A 16971-nucleotide genomic window follows, 5' to 3' on the forward strand; every position below is an offset into this window, starting at 1 on the left:
CATTTCGATGAATGACACGAGCATGCCCGCGTTTCTACGATGAAGCCCGACCGACACGAACGAAGGGGGCCACATGCGGGCCATCGTATTCCGCGACACCGACAGTCCGATCGAGCACACCGAGGTGCAGCTCGCGCCGCCGGCTGCCGGAGAGGTGCGCGTGAAGATCGCCGCTGCGGGCGTCTGCCATTCCGACCTGCACGTGAAGCGAGGGGAGTGGACGGCAGCGGCGCCGATGGTCATGGGACATGAGGGCTCCGGTGTGGTCACCGAGCTTGGCGAGGGTGTCACGTCGCTCGCCGTCGGCGACCACGTCGTGCTCAGCTGGGTGCCGCCGTGCGGCGAGTGCCGGTACTGCCGCTCCGGCCACGAGGCGCGCTGCCAGAAGGTCGCGACCGTCGTCGCCCCGCTCGGCGTGCTCTTCGACGGAACCTCGCGGCTGAGCAAGGACGGCGAGACGATCCACCACTACCTCGGTGTCTCCTCGTTCGCCGAGGAGGTCGTGGTGCCCGCGTCCGGTGCGATCAAGGTGCGCGACGACGCGCCGCTCGACGTCATCGCCGTCGTCGGCTGTGCGGTCGCGACCGGCGTCGGCGCCGTGATGAACACCGCGGGCGTCGAGCCCGGTGCTCTCGTCGCCGTGATCGGATGCGGCGGCGTCGGCCTCAACGTCATCCAGGGCGCCCGACTCGCCGGTGCCGAACGGATCGTCGCGATCGATGTGCGCGAGGACAAGACGCGCCTCGCCGCGCAGTTCGGCGCCACGGATCAGATCGTCGCCCCCGACGGCGACGCGGTCGCGCAGCTGCGGGCTCTCCTCCCGGACGGCGTCGACTACGCCTTCGATGCGATCGGCCGCACCGCCACGACCGAGCAGTCCATCGAGATGCTCGGACTCGGCGGCGCAGCGGTGATCGTCGGTCTGCCCCCGACCGGTGCCCGCGCATCGTTCGAGCCGCTCGTGCTGGCCGAGGCCGACCAGCGCATCCTCGGGTCGAACTACGGCTCGGTGCGTCCGGCGATCGACATCCCCGCTCTGGTCGACCGCTACATGGACGGCCAGCTGATCCTCGACCCGCTCATCTCCTCGCGCCGCCCGCTGGCCGAGGCGGCAGAGGCCTTCGCCGAGCTCGAGTCCGGCCAGGCACTGCGCACCCTCCTCATTCCCTGATCGACCCTCCCTGCACCACACCTCACAGCACCACTCCGACCGACCCGATGCGAAGGAGCACCCCTTGACCACGACATCCCAGCAGCATCCGCCCGGTGCCGCAGCCGGCGCACCCACCGACGCAGGCCTCCGCCGCGGCGTGATGAGCGGCCCCGAGCTCGCGGCCCAGGCGATCGCGAACATCGCCCCGAGCGCGGTGATCGCCTTCACCGCAGCCGCGATCTTCCTCGGCGCCGGCAACGGCACCGTCTACGCCTTCGGCCTCGCGACGATCGTGATCCTCTGCGTCGGCTACTGCGTCGTGGTGTTCGCCCGCAAACACGCCTCCGCCGGCTCGCTCTACACGTACGTGTCGAAGGGGCTCGGACCTGCCGGTGCCTACCTCGCCGGTGCGGCGCTGCTGATCGGATGCTTCGGCATCGCGGCAGCCTCCCTCATGGGTTCGGTCTCCTACATGAGTCAGTTCCTGACGCTGCTCGGCGTGCCTGCGGCCGGTGTCGGCTGGAGCATCGGCCTCGCGATCGTGCTCGGCGGCCTCGCGACCCTGTTCACGATCCGCGGCATCCGTCTCTCCGCTCGTGTGTCCCTCGTGCTCGAGCTGCTGTCGGTCGCGATCATCCTGGTGCTGCTGATCTCGGCACTCGTCTGGGCCGGGCCGGGCGCGTGGGATCCGGCGCAGCTGCTCGCCGAGGGCTCCTCGTTCCAGGGCGTCGCGGCCGGCATGGTGCTCGGCATCCTCGGATTCGTCGGATTCTCGTCGGCTGATGCGCTCGGCCGCGAGGCGAAGAACCCGTACAAGGCCATCCCTCGGGCGATCATGTGGAGCGCGCTGACCGTGGGCATCCTCTACGTCTTCGCGGCGTACACGCAGATCGCCGTCCTCGGCGACGACCTCGCCACCTCGGCGAGCCCGCTGGAGAGCATGTCCGAGCTCATCGGCATGCCCGCCTGGTTCGCGCCGGTGCTCACGTTCGGCGTCGCCGCGTCGTTCTTCGCCGTGGTCGTCGCTCCGCTCAACGTCATCGGCCGCATCGTGTACGTGATGGGCAAGGAGGGTGTGGTACACGAGCGGTTCGGACGCACCCACGAGCGTCACCTCACGCCGCACCGTGTGCTGCTGGCCGCCGGAGCCCTCGCCGTGATCGTCGACATCGTCTTCCTGATCGCGGGCGCCGACCCGATGGAGATCCTCGTGTGGGTCAACACCTGGGGCACCTACGGCTACATGGTCGCGTACGCGCTCGTCGCGATCGCCTGCGTCGTCTACACGCAGCGCGCCGGAATGCGGAACGGCCTCGTGTGGGTCTGCGCGACGATCGCGGTCGCCACCATGGCCTACGTCTTCTTCGCGAACGTGTTCCCGGTGCCGGCGTTCCCGTTCAACGTGATCCCCTACGTGTTCATCGTCTGCGTGCTCGCAGCACTCACCCGGTACTGGTTCCTGAAGGCGCGTCACCCCGAAGTGATCGCGCGCATCGGAAACACCGAGACGTCGGCGATGGACGGCGTCGGCTGACCCGAACAGCCGCTCGCAGCTGACGAGGGCCTCGACTCCATATGGAGTCGGGGCCCTCGTCGGTGGTTGCGTCCGGTCGATAGTTGCACTTTTGCAACTACAGGCGTATGGTTGACACTTATCAACTTTCTACGCAGGAGCTCTCCAACTGTGACAACCCCCTCATCACCCTCCATCTCAACGGCGACACGTTCGCCGCGCGAGGTCTTCACCGCGATCTCCGGCCTCGTCGTCGGCATGTTCGTCGCCGTGCTCTCGGGCACCGTGGTGTCGACCTCGATGCCCGTCATCATCGCCGACCTCGGCGGCACCCAGTCCCAGTACACCTGGGTCATCACGGCGAGCCTGCTGGCCACGGCCGTCTCGACGCCCATCTGGGGCAAGCTGGCCGACCTCGTCGACCGCAAGATCCTGGTGCAGCTGTCGCTCATCATCTTCACCGTCGGCACCGTGATCGCCGGCTTCTCGACCGACACGAACATGCTCATCGCCGTCCGCGTCGTGCAGGGCATCGGCGTCGGCGGCCTGATGTCGCTCGTCATGATCGCCGTCGCCCTCATCATCTCCCCGCGTGAGCGCGGCAAGTACATGGGCGTCGTCGGCGGCATCATGGCCCTCGGCACCATCGGCGGCCCGCTGCTCGGCGGACTCCTCACCGACGTGTGGGGCTGGCGCTCCAACTTCTTCGTCGGCGTGCCGTTCGCGATCCTCGCCATCGTGCTGCTGCAGTTCACGCTGCACCTGCCGAAGCCGCAGCGCGACACGAAGGTGTCGATCGACTACTTCGGCATCGTCCTGCTCGCCGTCGGCGTCTCGACCCTCCTCATCTGGGTCTCGATGGGCGGCAGCCAGTTCGACTGGGATTCCTCCACGAGCATCATGCTCGCCGTCATCGCCGGTGTCGCGATCGCCGGCTTCATCACGGTCGAGTTCTTCGTCAAGGAACCGATCGTCCCGATGTCGCTGTTCCGCAACCGCACCTTCACGCTGTCGGTCGTCGCCTCCATCGCGATCGGCGTCTCGATGTTCGCCACCTCAGTGTTCCTCGCCCAGTACTTCCAGCTCGCACGTGGCGCCACACCGACCGAATCCGGCCTCATGACGATCCCGATGATCATCGGCCAGATGGGTGCATCGATCATCATCGGCCAGCTCGTCAGCCGCTTCGGCAAGTGGAAGGGCTGGATGCTCACGGGTGCCGCGCTCACCACGATCGGCGTGAGCCTGATGTCGACGCTGCGCTACGACACCCCGTTCCCGCTGGTCGCCGTCTTCATGTTCGTGCTCGGCGCAGGCCTCGGCATGGTCATGCAGAACCTCACGCTCATCGTGCAGAACGACACCCCGGCGCGCCAGCTCGGTGCTGCCTCGTCGAACGTCAACTTCTTCCGGACGATCGCCGGCACCATCGGCGTCACGGTCATGGGTGCGATGCTCTCGACGAGCGTCGCGAACTACATGACCGACTCGCTGAAGGGCTTCACGCCCACCACGCAGGACGAGGTCGACGCGCTGCAGCACCTCGCATCTGGTGACGTTCCGAAGGTCACGCAGCTCCCCGACACGATCCGCGCGATCGTCGAGGGTGCCTACGGTCACGGCATCGCGGACGCCTTCATCATCGCGATCCCGCTCGCCGTGATCTCGATCATCGCGATCGCGTTCATCAAGAACAAGCCGCTGTCGACGAAGAACGCCGCAGAGCATCTGCGCGAGCAGGCCGAGGAATCGGTGATCGACGTCGCCGAGGCCGAGGTCGGTGCATCGCTCTCGACAGGGACCATCCGGATCACGGGTGCCGAGTCCACGTCGCCGACCACCGGATCGGTGACCGTGCTCGAGCGCGAAGACCGGGAGCCGAGGCGCTGAGGTGGTCACCTCGGAAGCAGCGGTGTCCCAAGACGTGGACAGCGCACTCGGAGACCTCCAGACGCACCTGAACCTCATCTTCGCGAGGACCAGATCGCTCTGGAAGGAGTCGGCGGCCCGCGTCGCCCCGGAACTGCAGGTCGGCGGCTACAAGCTGCTGACGTTCATCGAACGGGCCGAGACCGCGAACGCCCACGAGCTCGCCGAGCGCTTCGAGATCGACAAGTCGGTCATCAGCCGGCAAGTTCGGATGCTGGAGGAGCTGGGCCTGATCGAGTCGCGGCCCGATGCGCGCGACGGGCGGCTGCGGGTGCTGACGGCGACACCGTCGGCCCGCGCCGCACTCACCGAGCTTCGCCGGGACCACGCCACCCGCCTGCGGACGGTCGTGGCCGAGCTCACGCAGGACGAGATCGCTGCAGCATCCAAGGTCTTCCGGCTTCTCGCGGAGATCTGATCGGACAGTCGCACGAAGCCCCGCCGTCAGTCCGACGGCGGGGCTTCGCCGTAAGCTGGCGACCATGAGCGCCTCCTCCGACGAACCCGCCCGAACGGGCGAGCCAGCCGCTGCATCCGCCGGCGCCGATGACCGTGTCGACCTCGATCAGGCGGTCACCAGGGTCGAGCACGAGCTGGGTCGGCTCTTCGCCCGGATCAGGGTGAGCTGGCGCGAAGCCGCGACCACCGTGCATCCCGATCTGCAGCCGCTCGGCTACCAGGTGCTCACGTCGATCGCGACGGGCAAGGCCACCTCGGCCGGCGCGATCATCGAGCGTCTGCAGACCGACAAGTCCGCCGTCAGCAGGCACGTCCGTCAGCTCGAGCAGCTGGGACTCGTCGAGAGCGTCCGGGATGAGGACGACCGTCGGGCGCGAGTGCTCGTCGCCACCGAACTCGCACAGGAGCGGGTGGCGCTCGCCCGCTCGCGGTACGAGGCTCGACTCGGCGAGCGGCTGCGCAAGTGGTCGGCGGAAGACCTCGATCACTTCGCCGATCTGCTCGCTGCGTTCGGCGACTGAACGACTCCCGCGGGATCAACGCGAGGTCGGCGGAAGCTTGTCGACGCCGTGGCGGTTCGGCTTGTCCGGCTCGGCCGCGGTCTCCGGCGACGCGTGGGCAGGACCCGTCGGCGCCTCGGACGTGGGATAGCTCGGCTCGTCGATCTCGACCGCCTTGTCGCGCTCGTCGAGCGGGGGCAGATGGTCGAGCGGCTGCTTGATGTCGTCTGGATGGCTCATGCCTCCAGCATCCGACGGGTCGCGCCCGGCGGCCAGGGGGTTGAGAACGGGCCGCTCATGTGGTTCTGCCCGACGCCCACGGCTGACACGCGCCGAGGGGTCGCCGGCCCGCTGCTCCCCGTCGCCGATCGCTCACCCCTCCGTCGTGTCCGACTCCGACGCGCTCGCATCCGTGACCGGTTCCCGACCCGTGCGCGAGGTGCGGCGACGCAGGAGCGCCAGCCCGCCACCGACGACACCGGCGGTGAGGCCCAGCCCCGCGAGGAGCGGGCTGAACACCCCGCCCGTGTTCGCGAGCGGGTCCGAGCCTGCTCCGGAGGAGTTCCCTCCACCCGTGGACGGCCCTGTCGCACCCACCACGGCCAGCGGAGTGGACGTGGTCTCGCCCCACGCGTCGATCGCGACGATCTCGTGCGGACCGACCTCGACGTCCGGCACGCGGAAGCTGAACTGCGCCGCGCCCTGCGCGTCGGAACGCAGGATGCCCAGTGCCTGCGGCGCCGAGTGGAGCTCCAGTCGGACATCGCTGGCGGGTTCGAACCCGGTGAGAGAGACGACCACGGTGTCGCCGATCCGTGCCGTGACGGTGTCGAGGCTCAGCGCGGCGGCTCCGGGGGTGGGGGAGTCGGCGGGGCCGAGGTCGCGCATCGGCTTGCCCGTGCGCGGATCCGCGGGGCGCACCATCCGTCGCTCGCCGTCGACGATCACCACGATCGGCTTCGCGTCAGGAGCCCTGTCGGCGACCACGTCGTAGCCGGCGACCTTGCCGTCTCGCCATGTGCAGGTCACGCGGTAGCCGCCGCGGGCGCGCAGACCCGTGAAGGACCCGGTCGCCGCCCAGTCGGCGGGCAGTGCGGGCAGCAGGCGGATCACGCCACCATGGCTCTGCAGCAGCATCTCGATGATGCCGCCGACGATCCCGAAGTTGCCATCGAGCTGGAACGGCGGGTGATCCGCCCAGAGGTTCTGCAGCGTGTTGAAGGTCAGCAGCCCCCGAACCATGGTCCGCGCACGCTCGGCCTCACCGAGTCGCGCGAACAGCGCGGTGCGCCACGGCCACGTCCACGACCGGCGGCTGTCTCCGGAGACGGTGGCCGCGGTGAACGGCACGCCGTCCTTCTCTCCGCAGCGCGCTTTGAGTGACACGAGGGCCGCGGCGGCGAGCTCAGGCGTCTCCGGCGTGATCTGGCGACCCGGGTAGACGGCGAACAGATGCGAGGTGTGGCGGTGCAGATCGCTCGGGTCGTCGCGGTCGGCCTGCCACTCCTGGAGCTGACCCCACCGCCCGATCTTGTTCCCGGCCAGACGGCCCCACATGTCGGCGACCTTCGCCCGATACTCGGGGTCGATATCGAGCGCGGTCGCAACCTCGATGTAGTTCCGGAACAGGTCCCAGATGATCTGCTGGTCGTGCATCACCCCGTCCTCGCGCGGACCGTGCTCGGGTGACCAGCCGTTCGGCGCGACGAGCGTGCCGTCCGGGAGCTCCTTCAGCTCGTCCTCCCAGAACTCGCAGATCTCCTTGATCAGCGGATAGGCGAGGTCGCGGAGGTACGTCTCGTCCTGGGTGAAGGCCCAGTGCTCGTAGAGATGCTGCGCGTACCACGCACTCGCGATGGTGTTCCATTCCCAGCCGTTGCCCCCGAAGATGCTCTGCGAGGTACGGGCGGTCCATCCGCGCTTGTCGGCACCGAAGGCCTTCTGTGTCGCCACGCGGCTCGGCACGGCGACCTGCTGGATGAAGGCCGCGAGCGCCTCGTGCGACTCCGACAGGTCGGAGGTCTCAGCGCCCCAGTAGTTCATCTGGATATTGATGTTGGTGTGGTAATCGCTGGCCCAGGCCGGCGAATTGCTCGCATTCCACAGCCCCTGCAGGTTGGCGGGGAGGCCGCCCGGCTTCGAGGAGCTGAGCAGCAGATAGCGCCCGTAGGCGTACATGGTCTGCTCCAACGTGGGGTCGGACTCGCCTGCGGCATAGCGCGTGAGACGCCGGTCCGTCGGCAGGGCGAGCACGGCGGCATCCGTCTGCCCCCACTCGATGGCGGCACGCTGCATGAGTCCCGAGACATGAGCGACGTGTGCCGTGCGGAGGTCGTCCCAGGAGCGTCCGGATGCGGCGGCGAATGCGCGCTCGATCTTCGGCTCGGGGGCCTCTCCGCGCCAGCCGTCCGCGGCGTTCATCCGGTAGTCGGTCCGGGCGTCGAGAAGCAGGGTGAGCCGTGAGGCTCCCTCGATGCGCAGGCCGTTCTGCTCGGCCGTGATCGTGCCGTCGGTGTCGATGATCTTCGCCGCCGCGGCATATCTGAGAGCGTTGGCCATCGTGCCGGAGAAGCTCAAGCGAGCTGCCCCGGCGTCGGCGACGGTCTGCGGGCCGTCGTCCTGGTGCGTGCTCAGGGTGAGGTGCGCCGCGAGCGACTTCTCCCGATCCGCGGTCAGCCGCACCACGATGAGGTCGGCCTCGCGGCTGGCGAAGGCTTCGCGCAGGACGGTCCCGTTCGGCGTGGCGAAATGCGTGGTGTGCACACCGACCGCGATGTCCAGCGCACGGCGGTAGTCGACGACGGTGCGCCGGCTCGCAGTGCTGAATCCGTTGCCGGTGAAGGCGACGCCGGCGAGCCGGAAGGCCCCGGGCGCGACGATCGTCAGGCGATACGCCGCGTACGCCGTCGTGTTCGCGAACGTGAACTCGCGGAGGCTGCGCTCCGGGAAGGACTCGCCCGTGCGGGTGTCCAGCGTCGTCCAGTCGAGGCCGTCGTTCGAGCCGGAGACAGTCCATGCGGTCGGGTCGGCGCCGGGCCCCTCCGCGGCGGGGGTGAGCACGTAGCCGTCGAGCGCTCGTCTCTCGCCGGTCTCGAGCTGCCACACGGCCCCGGAGCCGGCATCCGCCACTTCCCAGACCGTGGAGGGGTCCGAATCGACGGTTCCCAGAAGGGAATCGGCGTGGCCGCTGGGCGATGACGCGAAGACGGAGCCGGAGCCGGTGAGGTTGATTCCGCCGAGTGCGACCTCGGCGACCTGGAAGTGGCTGACGCCCGCCTTCGGCAGGAACACGAAGCGATAGAACGCATAGGCGACAGTGTTCGTCGCGGAGTAGTCCTTCGTGAGCTTTCGCGTCGGGAACGGCGATTCGGAGCGCTCATCGAGCGTCACCCAGTCGGAGCCGTCGGCGGATCCCTCGAATCTCCAGTCCTGCGGATCCCGCGCTGGCACGTCGTTGGCGCTGGTCAGCGAGTATGCCGAGACGACGCTGGGGTCCGCCAGCTGCGCCTGCCACACCACTTCGGTGGGCGGGCCGTCGATGCACCACTTCGAGTCCGCACTCCCGTCGTACGTCTGAGCGACGGTCTCGCTCCCGGAGTTGTTGTAGGGACCGCCGGGGGCGGTGACCGTGTTCGTGGCGCTGAAGCTCATCGAGAGGTCGCCGAAATCTCGGAACGACCCGAATCCGGTGACGGATGTGTCGAAGTCGCCGTCCCAATCGTTCATCCCGCCCCAGAAGCTCTGCTCGCTGAAATGCACGACCTCGCGGTCCGGGTTGCCGAAGAGATTCGCGCCCAGTCGCGCGTTGCCGATCGGCAGCGACTGCTGCTCCCAGCTCACCGCCGGCGTGCCGTACCAGAGCGCGTGAGTCGAGAGCTCCGGTCGCGCGATGGCCCCCGCTGCGGCGGCCTGAGGCCGGAAGGTCGCCGGCAACGTGCTGGCGGCAGCGGGCCGTGCGGACAGGAACTGCGGCGTGAATACGGCAGCGGCAGCGAGGCCCCCCAGCTGCAGCGCGCCACGACGAGAGATCGGTTCTTTGAACATGGGAAATCCTCCGGAGCGTCATCGATCAGAGTCAGAATTGCCGAGAAAAGAGGTCTTCAGCGAAACCAACCACAATCCTGGCTGAGGATTGATCCGATGTCTAGACCGACTCCGGTGCCGCGTGCGGCTCACTGCCGTCTCGACGCGGCGGGCCCGACCGTGCAGAGCCGGTCCGCATCCGCAGCCTCGAGTGGCCCATCTGCAACGTCGGCGACACTCGCTCGGGGGAGGATGGAGATATGACCGCCAACCCCTATGCATCCCGCCCGTGGCTCAGCTCGTACGCGGAGGGCGTCCCGGCGGAGATCGACGAGCCGACGCAGACGCTGCCGGAGATGCTGGCCGCGAGCGTGCACGCCTACGGCACACGTCCTGCACTCGAATTCTTCGGCGCGGTCACGACCTACCGTGAACTCGGAGCGCAGATCGAGCGAGCCGCCGAGGGCCTGCGGCGGCTCGGGGTCGGGAGCGGTGACCGGGTCGCTCTGGTGCTGCCGAACTCCCCGCAGCATGTCGTGGCCTTCTACGCGACGCTCCGCCTCGGCGCGATCGTGGTCGAGCACAACCCGCTCTACACGGCCCGCGAGCTGCGGCACCAGTTCGAGGATCACGGCGCCAGCGTGGCCGTCGTGTGGGACAAGATCGCCGACACGGTCGCCGGGTTCCCCGCCGACCTCAAGGTCGAGCACATCGTGAGCGTGGACATCACGGCGGCGATGCCGTTGTCGAAGCGGATGCTGCTGCGCCTGCCGGTGCCGAAGGCGCGCGAGTCGAGGGCGAAGCTGACGACGACTCCGAAGGCGCGGCATCTCGTCGCCTGGAAGACGCTGATCGATCACCGCCGGATCTCGCGGCGCGTGCCCGGCCCGACGCTGAGCGACACCGCGCTGCTGCAGTACACGAGCGGCACCACCGGGGTGCCGAAGGGGGCGATCCTCACACATGCGAACCTGCGCGCCAACGCGATGCAGGGGCGCGCCTGGGTTCCGGGCCTCGTCGACGGCGAAGAGACGTTCTACGGGGTGCTGCCCCTGTTCCACGCCTACGGCATGACGCTCTGTCTGACCTTCGCGATGAGCATCGGCGCGAAGCTCGTGCTGTTCCCGACGTTCGACCTCGGCCTGGTGACGGCTGCGGCGAAGTCGAGCCCGCCGACCTTCCTCCCGGCGGTTCCGCCGATCTACGATCAGCTCGCCCGCGCTGCCGCACGCGGCACCATCGACCTCTCGACCGTCCGGTTCGCGATCTCCGGCGCGATGAGCCTGCCGGTCGCGACCGTGCAGCGCTGGGAGGAAGCCACCGGCGGCCTGCTCGTCGAGGGCTACGGCATGACCGAGAGCTCGCCAGTGGCCCTCGGCAATCCGATCGGACGCACCCGGCGCCCCGGAACCGTCGGCGTGCCCTTCCCGAGCACCGAGATCCGCGTGGTCGACCCGGCCGACACCGACGTCGACGTGCCGGCCGGCGAACGGGGCGAGCTGCTCATCCGCGGCCCGCAGGTGTTCCAGGGCTATTGGGGCCGTCGTGGCGAGACCGCCGACGTGCTGCTCGCCGACGGATGGCTGCGCAGCGGCGACATCGCCGAGGTGTCGACCGACGGGTTCGTCACGATCGTCGACCGCCTCAAGGAGCTCATCATCACCGGCGGATTCAACGTGTCGCCGAGCGAGGTGGAGGACGCGCTCGAGGCGCATCCCGACGTCGTCGCAGCGGCCGTCGTCGGGCTTCCGCGATCCAGCGGCGGCGAAGAGGTCGCGGCGGCCGTGGTGCTCCGTGAGGGTGCGGTGCTCGACGCAGGTGCGCTGCGCGACTTCTGCCGCACCAGGCTCACCCCCTACAAGGTGCCCAAGCGCATCACGGCGGTCGACGACCTCCCTCGATCGCTCATCGGCAAGGTGCTGCGCCGTCAGGTGCGGGAGCAGCTGCTCGACGCTCGCTGATCGAATCGGAGGCCGTCGGATGCCGCGGTGGGGAGTTCTCTCCATCGAGGGATCCGCGCATCCCCGATAGGGTTTCTCAGGTGTCTCGATAAATCACTCGGGATCGGAGGGCGGGGGCCAGATGGACGATTCGGGTACGGATTCGGAGAAGACGCGACGGATCTACGGACCTCCGCGAGCGGCGGTGCTGGCGTTCGGGACCCCGGAACCGGCGATCGCCTACGCAGTGCCGCTCGCCGGTGCGGTGATCGTGGTCGCGACCATCGTCATGACGGTGTTCGCAGGCGACCTGGTCATCGCGAACAGTGAGGTCGCAGCGCTCCGCGGCGGCCCGGATGTGCTGGCGGGTGTCGTGATCCTCGCGGTCGCGGTCGCCGTCGCCCATGGGTTCGGGATCACCGCAGCCACCCTGGCCGTGATCGCGCGCGTCGATGGGCGTCGGCTCACGGCGGGCGCCGCGTGGGCAGGTGCAGTGCGTCGTCCTGGCAGCGTCCTGCTCGCGACCCTCGTCACGCTGGGTATCGCGGCGCTCGTCGTCGGCATCGTCGGCGTGCTCATCCCGGTGCTGCCCATCGCCGGCATCGCGGCTGCCATCGCCCTGCTGCCCCTCGGGATCGTGCTCGCCCCGCTGCTGCTCGCCTGGCCGCTGATCGTGGCAGGCACGCACTCGCTCCCGTCCGCGCTCGCCGCGGCATGGCGGTCGCCGCGCGCCTTCCAGGGGCAGGCCGCCGAACCGCTGGGCAGCCCGCGACTCGCCGTCTCGGTCGCCGTCATCATCACCGGCCTGATCTCGGTCGGACTCGGCTGGTCGGGCGGGCTGCTTCCGGCAGGGTGGTGGACGCCGGTCGTCGGCGTCGCGCTCGCACTCGTGCCGGCAGCGCTCACGCAGCTGCTGCTCGTCGCGGTCGAGGTTCGTGGCATGGCGCTCCGGGTGAAGGGGCCGCTCCAGGTTGTCGAGAACACCTCGGCGGATCCCGCTGAGACCGCCGAGCCGGTGCGCGCACCGCGCGGGGGCGTGCTCATCGGTCTCGGCGTGCTGCTCGTGCCGGCGATCGTCGCGGGCGTGCTGATCGCGATCAACCCGTGGCACGTGCCCGCCTACGCCGCTGCCGACGTGCGCCGGGTCTGGAAGTCCTCGGAGGTCGTGCACTGGGACGGCGGCACCGCCGTGCTCTCCCGCCTGGCCGGCGAGGATTCGCGCGCCCAGCTGTGCTCCGGCGCCGAGTGCGGGCCCGAGCACGAGATGCGCTCCATCCTCCCGTCGACCATCGCGCCGGCTGCGGACGGCGGACTCCTCTCCGCTGCCTGGAACCCGGTCGAGGGTGCCGACTCCTCCTCCGGGAGCTTCGAGCTGCGCGTGACGCACAGTTCGCCCGAGGCGCTCGCCCGGTGGTCGGAGCCGCTCGACGACGACGCATCCGACGCTGAGCGGTGGGAGGCATGGCACGGCTTCCCCGGCGAGGAGCGCGTGCTCGGCAGCGTCGATGCGGCCTTCCGGCCGGCCGAGTCGGTCACCGCGCGGATCAATGAGTCCCGCATGGCCGTCGCGATCGACTCGAGCGGTGAGAATCCGGTGATCGCGTCGATTGTCCGCCCGGAACTGCGCGACTCGATGCTCTCCGTCGACTTCTGCGATGACGCCGAGTGCACGGCCAGCAGCCGCATCTCGATGCCGGTGCAGTGGAGCCTGTGGAGCACGAATGCGACCACGCTCGACATCGCGTCCGCACCCGATGGCTCGGTCGTGATCACCCTCGTGGACGACATCGGCGAGGAGGGCGCCATCCCGCTGCGCGTCATCACCGCCACGGCTGATGGCGAGTGGACGACCGAGACGCCTGACGTCGATGTTCCCGGGGAGTCCGTCACCGACCTCGACGCCACGCACGGCGCCCAGGTGGCGATGAACGCAGACGGTCTGCCGGTGATCCTGTTCCGGGGCGTCGAGCAGAACGTCATGCGGCTCTTCACCTGCGCGGATGCATCGTGCGCTGACGTGACCTTCACCGACATCACGCCGGACACCGAGCTGCTGCACGCGCCGGCCCTCGCGATCGATGCGACTGGCCGCCCGCTCATCGGCACGATCGATGCGGCGGTGAACATCGCCCTGCTCTCCTGCGATGACGCGGCCTGCACATCACGCACATCGGTGCCGTTGGCCGGTGTGGTGGCGACGGGCGCCGGCTTCACCAACGGCTTCGCGCTCTCGCTCGACGACCAGGACCGCCCACTCGCCGCGGTCGGCCTCCGGCACAGCGGCGCGACAGCGAAGGACACCGACAGCGGCACGGTCATCGAGTGCACCGCCGCGCGCTGCGGCGCCGACTGATCGGCGGGTGCCGATCACGTGGGGTCACGGGACCGCAGGTGACCCCTGCTGCCCGGCGCCGCGGCGAATCGGCATCCGCACTCCGGCCAGCGCTTCGAGCTGCTCCCAGACCGAGGCAGCGAGTTCGGCCGGCGGGGTCTGGGTGCGGGCGATCGGTTCGATGCGAACCGGCAGGCCGCGGAGTCGGCCGGCGGGAGCATAGTACTCGCCGCCCGCTGCGGCCGGATCAGTGAGCGCCCGCACGGCGGACCAGGCGGCGGTGTCCTTCCCCTGCGCCCACGGCGTGTAGGGATTGCGCTGGTAAGGCGTCGTGGCATCGCGGATGCCGGGTCGCTCCGGCGTCTTCGCATCGACGCCGACACCTGGGCGGACCACGAGGGACGCGACGGGGAGTGCGCTCGCGCGAAGGCGGCGCTCGAGCTCGAACGCGAACACCTCGGTCACGGCCTTCGCCTTCGTGTATGCCGCGATGGAGATCGGGGGCGTCGCGCGCACATCGTCGACGCCGACCCGGAACTGCTGCACGAAGCCGGTCGACGTATGGACGACGCGACTGGTCGAGCCGTGCGCGTCACCGGTCGCGACGAGCGCGGGGAGGATGCCGGCGAGCAGGCGGACGTTCGCCGCGACGTGGGTGCCGAGCAGCAGGGGGAGTCCGTCCTCGGTGACGGCGCGTCGACCGCCGGTCATCGCTCCGCCGTTCAACAGCACGCCGTCGAGGCGCGGCAGCGCGCGCAGCTCGTCTGCGGCACGGTCGACGGAGTCGAGGGAGGCGAGATCGATCACGACGCGTCGGACGGATGCTCCGGGAACACGGTCGCGGATGGCGGCCTCAGCGAGGCGGAGCTTCGCTTCTGAGCGGGAGGCGAGCACGATCTCCGCCCCGGATGAGGCGAGCTGCTCGGCCGCGAAGTAGCCGATGCCACCGGTCGCGCCTGTGACGGCGAAGGTGTGCCCCGTGTGGTCGGGCAGGTGTGCGGGATTCCAGGTCATGAGTCGGTCCTCGAGTAAGCGGATGAGTTATCCGTTTGAACCTAGCACGAAGCGGATGATCTATCCGCTTCCCTGGTACGATCGACCCATGCGACAGATACGTGCGGATGCCGTGCGCAGCCGGACTCGGATCCTCGATGCCGCGCGTGCCCAGCAGTCGGCCACGCTGAGCCTGAACGTCGTCGCGAAGGATGCAGGACTCGGCGTCGGCACCGTCTATCGGCACTTCCCGACGGTGCACGCACTCGTGGAGGCGCTCTCCGCCGAGACGCTCGAGCGGATGCTGACGATCGCCCGCTCCGAGTCGCAGCGCGCCGACACGGAGGCGGCGTTCATCGGCTTCCTCGACGGCGCTCTCGAACTGCAGCTCCAGGACGGCGGACTCCAGGCCGTGCTGCTCTCGCCCGACGACGAGGACCAGGGCGTGCGCGCGATGAAGCAGGAGATCTTCGCGGCCTTCGAGGGCGTCCTGCAGCGCGCTCGACACGAGAGGATCGTCCGTGCGGACCTGTCGATCACCCAGCTCGAGCATCTGATCTGCGGCATCGAGCACGCCGTCAGGATCGGGGAGCCCGGCGATCGGCAGATGTTCCTGGAGATCCTGCTCGCCGGCATCCGTCCGACCGTCTGACGGCCGAAATCAGCCGCGCAGCGTGAGTGTCTGCTGCACGGTGCCGATCGGGCCCAGCTCGTCGTGGACCACGGTCTGAGTCAGCCCGTGTCCGCGCGGTCCGTAACTCACGGTCGTGTCGAAGCCGATCCATTCCGTCTCGGGTGCTCGGAACAGGTGCGCGGTCAGATCGACGTTGGGGAATGCGAGATCCGCGGGAGAGTGCAGTGGCGTGACGCCGTTCGCGATGTCGACGAAGCCGAGGAGTCGAGCAGTCGGGCTGACCGGCTCATCCTGGATCAGCGGCAGCCGCGGGCGCAGCCAGCACTGGGCTCGGCCGGCTTGCTCCTCCCGCCGACGGACCTCGACGGTTCCGACGAATTCGCCGGGCCAGATGTCGGATGCGTTCCAGTGGGGCAGCATCTCTCGGGGCGGCATCGGGAGGAGCGCGGTCCCCTGGACGGTGGCGGTGTCTGAGGGGGCGAGGAACCATCCGCGAGCGATGACTGCTGTGCGACCGTCTTGGCTGAGCGTGGCCTCTGCGAGTTCGATGGTCCGTCCTGGCCGGATGACGCGAGTCGAGGTCTCCATCGCATGGATGTCCAGGGTGCCGAGGATGTCGAAGGAGACTCGGGCGAGATCCATCGGAGCCCTATGGCGTGAACGATGATCGGCCTCCAGGAGGTGGGCGAGCAGTCCCAGCGCAGGGGCGATGTGCTGTTCGCTGGTGTTCCACGCGCCCTCGACTGCGGAGGTCGGGAGGAATCGCGACGCGTCGAGGCGATGGAACGACGCGGTCGGGGAGTCGGTGGCTGTCACAGGTGCACGAGCCTTTCGATGATGAGGAGGAGTCCGATCGCGATCATCGTGATGCCGGAGATTCGACTGACGATTCGGGCGGCGGCCGGCCGGGTGCGGAGCAGGCGATCCGCTCCGTATCCCACGACGATGTACATCACGGCGCAGCTTGCCACGTGGACGAGCCCCAGGACGATGATCTGCGGGGCGAGCGGCCAGGACGACTCGGGATCGGTGAACGGCGGCAGCACCGCGAGGAAGAGCAGGAAGACCTTCGGGTTCAATCCGCTCACGCCGAACCCCTTCGCCCACCAGCGCCACGCCGATCCGGGAGGCTGCACGCTGCTCGCCTGCACCACTGCCGGGTGGCGGAGCGTGGAGATTCCGAGCCACATCAGGTACAGCGAGCCGGCGAGCGTGAGAACCGTGAGGGCGCCGGGGATGCCCATGATCAGTGTGCCGACGCCGGCGGCGACGATGAGCGTCGCGACCACGTGTCCCGTCAGGAGTCCGAGCACCGCTGGTAGGACCCGCCGCTGGAGTCCCGCTGTGATGGCGTAGGCCCAGTCGGCGCCCGGTGTGAGTACGAAGAGCGCGGAGACTCCCCAGAATGCAAGGACGGAGGGGAGGTTCACGACGTGACTTCTTCGCACTGCTCCATGTGAGCAAGGCTATTCGCGATCAGCCGCAATGTGCTTTC

Annotated in this window: 13 protein-coding genes; 8 read left to right on the top strand and 5 right to left on the bottom strand. The window is 69.1% G+C overall.

Annotated features, from left to right (window positions below; all coding sequences use genetic code 11):
• Positions 1 to 73: 73 nt before the first annotated feature.
• The 5 genes from V7Z82_RS13925 to V7Z82_RS13945 all read left to right on the top strand — a co-directional run bounded on the left by V7Z82_RS13925 (position 74) and on the right by V7Z82_RS13945 (position 5575).
• On the top strand, positions 74 to 1171 hold the full coding sequence (locus V7Z82_RS13925; protein ID WP_334152133.1) for a Zn-dependent alcohol dehydrogenase: 1098 nt from the start codon (positions 74 to 76) through the stop codon (positions 1169 to 1171).
• 142 nt (positions 1172 to 1313) lie between these two features.
• A complete protein-coding gene (locus V7Z82_RS13930; RefSeq protein ID WP_334152237.1) occupies positions 1314 to 2687 on the top strand; it encodes an APC family permease in 1374 nt (457 codons plus the stop codon).
• 237 nt (positions 2688 to 2924) lie between these two features.
• The gene (locus V7Z82_RS13935; RefSeq protein WP_442927640.1) at positions 2925 to 4556 is read left to right on the top strand and encodes a DHA2 family efflux MFS transporter permease subunit; all 1632 of its coding nucleotides are present in this window, start codon (positions 2925 to 2927) and stop codon (positions 4554 to 4556) included.
• Positions 4557 to 4578: 22 nt separating this feature from the next.
• Positions 4579 to 5013, top strand: a complete 435-nt coding sequence (locus V7Z82_RS13940; RefSeq protein ID WP_334152135.1) for a MarR family winged helix-turn-helix transcriptional regulator — start codon at positions 4579 to 4581, stop codon at positions 5011 to 5013.
• Between the two features lie 64 nt (positions 5014 to 5077).
• Entirely contained in the window at positions 5078 to 5575 is a 498-nt protein-coding gene (locus V7Z82_RS13945) for a MarR family winged helix-turn-helix transcriptional regulator (RefSeq protein WP_334152136.1), read from the top strand.
• 15 nt (positions 5576 to 5590) lie between these two features.
• Here V7Z82_RS13945 and V7Z82_RS13950 read toward each other — a convergent pair whose 3' ends face one another.
• Together V7Z82_RS13950 and V7Z82_RS13955 are read right to left on the bottom strand one after the other, a co-directional pair.
• Positions 5591 to 5794: a hypothetical protein gene (locus V7Z82_RS13950; protein WP_334152137.1), complete on the bottom strand. Its 204-nt coding sequence runs from the start codon at positions 5792 to 5794 to the stop codon at positions 5591 to 5593.
• A gap of 132 nt (positions 5795 to 5926) precedes the next feature.
• Positions 5927 to 9598 carry a glycosyl hydrolase family 95 catalytic domain-containing protein gene (locus V7Z82_RS13955; RefSeq protein WP_334152138.1) on the bottom strand — a complete coding sequence of 1224 codons (3672 nt, stop codon included), beginning with the start codon at positions 9596 to 9598 and terminating at the stop codon, positions 5927 to 5929.
• Between the two features lie 239 nt (positions 9599 to 9837).
• Here V7Z82_RS13955 and V7Z82_RS13960 point away from each other — a divergent pair, with 239 nt between their 5' ends.
• Together V7Z82_RS13960 and V7Z82_RS13965 are read left to right on the top strand one after the other, a co-directional pair.
• Positions 9838 to 11538: a long-chain-fatty-acid--CoA ligase gene (locus tag V7Z82_RS13960; protein ID WP_334152139.1), complete on the top strand. Its 1701-nt coding sequence runs from the start codon at positions 9838 to 9840 to the stop codon at positions 11536 to 11538.
• Positions 11539 to 11659: 121 nt separating this feature from the next.
• Positions 11660 to 13870 carry a hypothetical protein gene (locus V7Z82_RS13965; protein WP_334152140.1) on the top strand — a complete coding sequence of 737 codons (2211 nt, stop codon included), beginning with the start codon at positions 11660 to 11662 and terminating at the stop codon, positions 13868 to 13870.
• 24 nt (positions 13871 to 13894) lie between these two features.
• Here the strand turns inward: V7Z82_RS13965 and V7Z82_RS13970 are convergent, their stop codons facing one another.
• Entirely contained in the window at positions 13895 to 14863 is a 969-nt protein-coding gene (locus V7Z82_RS13970) for an SDR family NAD(P)-dependent oxidoreductase (RefSeq protein WP_334152141.1), read from the bottom strand.
• A gap of 88 nt (positions 14864 to 14951) precedes the next feature.
• Here V7Z82_RS13970 and V7Z82_RS13975 point away from each other — a divergent pair, with 88 nt between their 5' ends.
• Positions 14952 to 15494 (top strand): TetR/AcrR family transcriptional regulator, encoded by a 543-nt coding sequence (locus V7Z82_RS13975; RefSeq protein ID WP_334152142.1) that lies wholly within the window; start codon positions 14952 to 14954, stop codon positions 15492 to 15494.
• Positions 15495 to 15503: 9 nt separating this feature from the next.
• On the opposite strand, the gene V7Z82_RS13980 is transcribed toward V7Z82_RS13975, so the two are convergent.
• Positions 15504 to 16292 carry a thioesterase family protein gene (locus V7Z82_RS13980; RefSeq protein ID WP_334152143.1) on the bottom strand — a complete coding sequence of 263 codons (789 nt, stop codon included), beginning with the start codon at positions 16290 to 16292 and terminating at the stop codon, positions 15504 to 15506.
• Complete coding sequence (locus V7Z82_RS13985) at positions 16289 to 16906, bottom strand: LysE family translocator (RefSeq protein ID WP_334152144.1); 618 nt, start codon at positions 16904 to 16906, stop codon at positions 16289 to 16291. The genes V7Z82_RS13980 and V7Z82_RS13985 overlap by 4 nt, the downstream gene beginning before the upstream one ends.
• Between the last annotated feature and the right edge of the window lie 65 nt (positions 16907 to 16971).

Source organism: Microbacterium sp., from assembly GCF_036823965.1.
In the GTDB taxonomy this organism is placed as follows: Bacteria; Actinomycetota; Actinomycetes; order Actinomycetales; family Microbacteriaceae; genus Microbacterium.

What these genes read in the sequence shown, in the direction of transcription:
- V7Z82_RS13925 (WP_334152133.1), top strand. Translation starts at nt 74, where the DNA reads ATGCGGGCCATCGTATTCCGCGACACCGACAGTCCGATCGAGCACACC.
- V7Z82_RS13930 (WP_334152237.1), top strand. Translation starts at nt 1,314, where the DNA reads ATGAGCGGCCCCGAGCTCGCGGCCCAGGCGATCGCGAACATCGCCCCG.
- V7Z82_RS13935 (WP_442927640.1), top strand. Translation starts at nt 2,925, where the DNA reads ATGTTCGTCGCCGTGCTCTCGGGCACCGTGGTGTCGACCTCGATGCCC.
- V7Z82_RS13945 (WP_334152136.1), top strand. Translation starts at nt 5,078, where the DNA reads ATGAGCGCCTCCTCCGACGAACCCGCCCGAACGGGCGAGCCAGCCGCT.
- V7Z82_RS13950 (WP_334152137.1), bottom strand. Translation starts at nt 5,794, where the DNA reads ATGAGCCATCCAGACGACATCAAGCAGCCGCTCGACCATCTGCCCCCG.
- V7Z82_RS13955 (WP_334152138.1), bottom strand. Translation starts at nt 9,598, where the DNA reads ATGTTCAAAGAACCGATCTCTCGTCGTGGCGCGCTGCAGCTGGGGGGC.
- V7Z82_RS13960 (WP_334152139.1), top strand. Translation starts at nt 9,838, where the DNA reads ATGACCGCCAACCCCTATGCATCCCGCCCGTGGCTCAGCTCGTACGCG.
- V7Z82_RS13965 (WP_334152140.1), top strand. Translation starts at nt 11,660, where the DNA reads ATGGACGATTCGGGTACGGATTCGGAGAAGACGCGACGGATCTACGGA.
- V7Z82_RS13970 (WP_334152141.1), bottom strand. Translation starts at nt 14,863, where the DNA reads ATGACCTGGAATCCCGCACACCTGCCCGACCACACGGGGCACACCTTC.
- V7Z82_RS13975 (WP_334152142.1), top strand. Translation starts at nt 14,952, where the DNA reads ATGCGACAGATACGTGCGGATGCCGTGCGCAGCCGGACTCGGATCCTC.